Source organism: Pseudomonas sp., from assembly GCF_050739995.1.
In the GTDB taxonomy this organism is placed as follows: domain Bacteria; phylum Pseudomonadota; class Gammaproteobacteria; order Pseudomonadales; family Pseudomonadaceae; genus Aquipseudomonas.
The window spans coordinates 1-3,014 of sequence record NZ_JBOICG010000561.1 but is presented as its reverse complement, the minus strand read 5'-3'; the positions used below and the strand labels follow the sequence as shown (position 1 = coordinate 3,014).

Sequence of the window (3,014 nt, the reverse complement as noted above, 5' to 3'; positions counted from 1 at the left end):
CCTGGAACCCTTCCCACACCGACACGGTGCAGTTGGCAGCGGTGAGGCCACCTTTGCGCATGTCCTCGAACAGGTCGCGGTTCCACTTGGCAATGATCAGCCCGTCGATAACGATGCTGTCGGCGTGCAATTCGGCTGGGCTCATCAGGCGTCCCCTTATTGGCGATTCATGCGCCGAATCGTCTGCCGGCGCTTTGGGGCCAGCATATGCCCAGGGGACGACGGAGCCGGGTGCAAAAACGACAGGGGAATTGCCGAAAGCGTCAATCCGCGACAAAGGCGGTCAAGGGAGGTCTGACTGGCGGCTGTTCTTTGTCTTACGCTTGAGCCAGAATTCCCGCATCACTTGATATGAGACGGCGCAATGAAATCGATTTTCCTGGCTTTGGCACTCATCGCAACCACCGCCCACGCGGCTGAAGACACCGATAACACGCCGTGCGATGGCATCGAAAACGACAAGCAAACCCTGGAATGCGCCACCTTCAACAAAACCACTGCCGAGCAATTGCTCAAAGATAACTATCAGGGACTGCTGGAGCGCATGGGCTCGACCTATGGCAGCAACAAGTCGCAGCTCGCTGACATTACCGCTCGTCTGAAGGATGCCCAGCAAAAGTGGGAAAAACTGCGCGACGCCGATTGCGCGGTGGACACCTTCCCGGCGGTGACCGGCACCAAGGAATATGCGATCCAGCAGAACGATTGCCTGGCGCGGATGAGTGATGAGCGGTCGGAGTTTCTGGAGTCGATTGGCCAGGAATAAGCGACAATCCCCGCCACTTTCTCTCTGAACCAAGGCCCCTCATGACTATTTGCGGCATCGAAATCAAAGGCAGCGAAGCCATCATCGCCGTCGCCTCCCTGGACAACCAGACGCTGACGCATGTCACCCTGGCTACCAAGAAAATCGCCCTCGACGATGACGATGAAGCGGCCAACGTCAAAGCCTTCGCCGTCCAGGTGAAGGCGTTTGTGCGGGAAAACGCCATCGAGCGTATCGCGATCAAGAAGCGTAGTAAGAAAGGCGAATTCGCCGGTGGCCCGACGACGTTCAAGATTGAAGGGGTGTTTCAGTTGCTGGAGGGGGTTGAGGTGGCATTGTTGTCGCCGCAGACCATCAATGCACAGAACAAGAAGCACAACTTTGAACTGCCAGCGACGCTGAACAAGTATCAGCATGAGGCTTACAAAGCCGCCTGTTCGGCCCTGCTGAAAAAGTAAGCCACACCACTAATCAATTGTGGGAGGGGCAAGCCCCCTCCCACATTTGTCCCGCCTTAGCTTCAACGCTTGTACAGCAGCCAGTCCCCAAAGGTTTTGTCCTCCAGGGCATATCCCCCCCGGCTCGACTTCCACACCAGCTCCTTGTCACGCAGAGCATCAATGCAGGCCTGAATCGTCTGGGTGCCTGGCACCACATCGCTGCCCATCTCTTCCAGTTTCCTGCTGACTGCGGTGAGGGTGCTGTCGGTAAACGGCGCGAAGGGTTCGTTGTTTTGAGAACGCTCCACCATCACTTCCAGTACAGCCCGCTGGGGAATGGTCAGGGCATTCCAGGCGCTTTCAAACTCGGTCCACACCCCGGCGCGCAGCAGTTCGGCGCGGCTGTGCAGCAGTTGGCCCAAGTTACTCGCCTCGCCCAACTCCAACGCGACCTCGCCGATGATGGTGCGCAACATTTCCGGGCGGCGGCCTACCAACTCAAAGGCCTCATCAATATCGGCAGCCTTGAACTGGTTGGTCTGGGCCAGGTGCGCATTGAGGTGCGCCGTGTAGGCTTGGGTGAACTCTTTGCCCAGCAGCGGAAACGGCGTGATGCTGGAACCGAAAAATGGCTGGCTTTTGCCTAATACCAAGTGGGCCAGCTTGTCGCGGTTGGAGCCGGTGAACACCAGGTGCAAGCCACTGCCATCCTCGTCACGGCCTTGGTTGAGCTGATCCCGGGCGGCCTTGAGTGCGAACATCGCGTTGATGCCTGACTCGCTGGTTAATGCGTGCTGCGCCTCGTCAATCACCAGCACAACCGGTTTTTCAGCGGCACTGTGGAGCAATTCCAAGGCTTGAGTCAGCGTTGCACCGACAGGCAATTGTGGCTTGGTAAAGTCCCAGGACAGGGTACGCAGGAAGCTCAGTTTCTCGATGCCGATGTTCTTGGCCAGTTTGCGAATGCCCTTTTCGTAGGGCACCAGAGCAGCAGCAATAGCGCTGGCGATCAACTCCGCTGGATCTTTCTCTTTATCGGCCCATAGGTCGACATACACGGTCAACCAGCCCCGGAGTTGGCATTCCGGAATCAAGTCTTCCCGCAGAAAGGTACTTTTGCCTGTGCGACGCGGCGCTGCGAGAAACAGGCCAGAGGTGAAATCCTGAATGCCAGCCCCCACCAGGCCATCGGCAATGCTGCTTGCCAGGGTGGGACGGCGGAATACAAAGCCGCTGTGCTTGGACATGGTTTTATACTCAATTATTGAAGTAACTATAAATTATAGTCTTAAGTATAATTTACTATAATTGGCCGTCAAACCACCTCCCGTCGCCGATCCTCCCTTGGACACTTCGCAAACCGCGCGCGGTAACTGCGAGTGAAATATGACGGTGACTCAAATCCGCAGGCTATGCTCACCTCCAACACGCTCATACCGCTCTGGCGCAGGAGTTGCCGGGCCTTTTCCAGGCGAAGACCGAGGTAGAAATTGCTCGGAGTGTCGTTCAGGTGCAAGCGAAACAGGCGCTCCAACTGGCGTCGCGTCACTTTGATCGCCTCGGCCAGGGCCAACGTGCTCAGCGGCGGTTCGGTGTGCTGCTCCATCTCGCCAATCACTTGCACCAATTTCTTGTTGTTGATGCCGTAGCGCGTGGCGATCTGCATGCGCTGGTGGTCTTTGCGTGGGCGAATGCGGCCGAGCACGAATTGTTCGGAAACCTGGATCGCCAGCTCCGGCCCATGGGCCTGGGCGATCAGGTCAAGCATCAGGTCGATGGACGCGGTGCCACCCGCACAGGTGATGCGG

General features: G+C 57.4%; 4 protein-coding genes and 1 pseudogene. 2 read left to right on the top strand and 3 right to left on the bottom strand.

Annotated elements, in window-relative coordinates; all coding sequences use genetic code 11:
- Positions 1–277 (bottom strand): annotated as a pseudogene (locus tag ACRESD_RS18605) (peptidase M19); the annotation flags it as partial.
- Positions 278–364: 87 nt separating this feature from the next.
- On the opposite strand from ACRESD_RS18605, the gene ACRESD_RS18600 reads away from it, so the two are divergent.
- A complete protein-coding gene (locus tag ACRESD_RS18600; RefSeq protein ID WP_431752255.1) occupies positions 365–766 on the top strand; it encodes a lysozyme inhibitor LprI family protein in 402 nt (133 codons plus the stop codon).
- Between the two features lie 41 nt (positions 767–807).
- The gene (locus tag ACRESD_RS18595; protein WP_431752254.1) at positions 808–1,224 is read left to right on the top strand and encodes a DUF3010 family protein; all 417 of its coding nucleotides are present in this window, start codon (positions 808–810) and stop codon (positions 1,222–1,224) included.
- 62 nt (positions 1,225–1,286) lie between these two features.
- Here the strand turns inward: ACRESD_RS18595 and ACRESD_RS18590 are convergent, their stop codons facing one another.
- The gene (locus ACRESD_RS18590) at positions 1,287–2,453 is read right to left on the bottom strand and encodes an AAA family ATPase (RefSeq protein ID WP_431752253.1); all 1,167 of its coding nucleotides are present in this window, start codon (positions 2,451–2,453) and stop codon (positions 1,287–1,289) included.
- A gap of 68 nt (positions 2,454–2,521) precedes the next feature.
- A partial coding sequence (locus ACRESD_RS18585; RefSeq protein WP_431752252.1) for a GlxA family transcriptional regulator occupies positions 2,522–3,014 on the bottom strand: 493 nt, incomplete at its 5' end.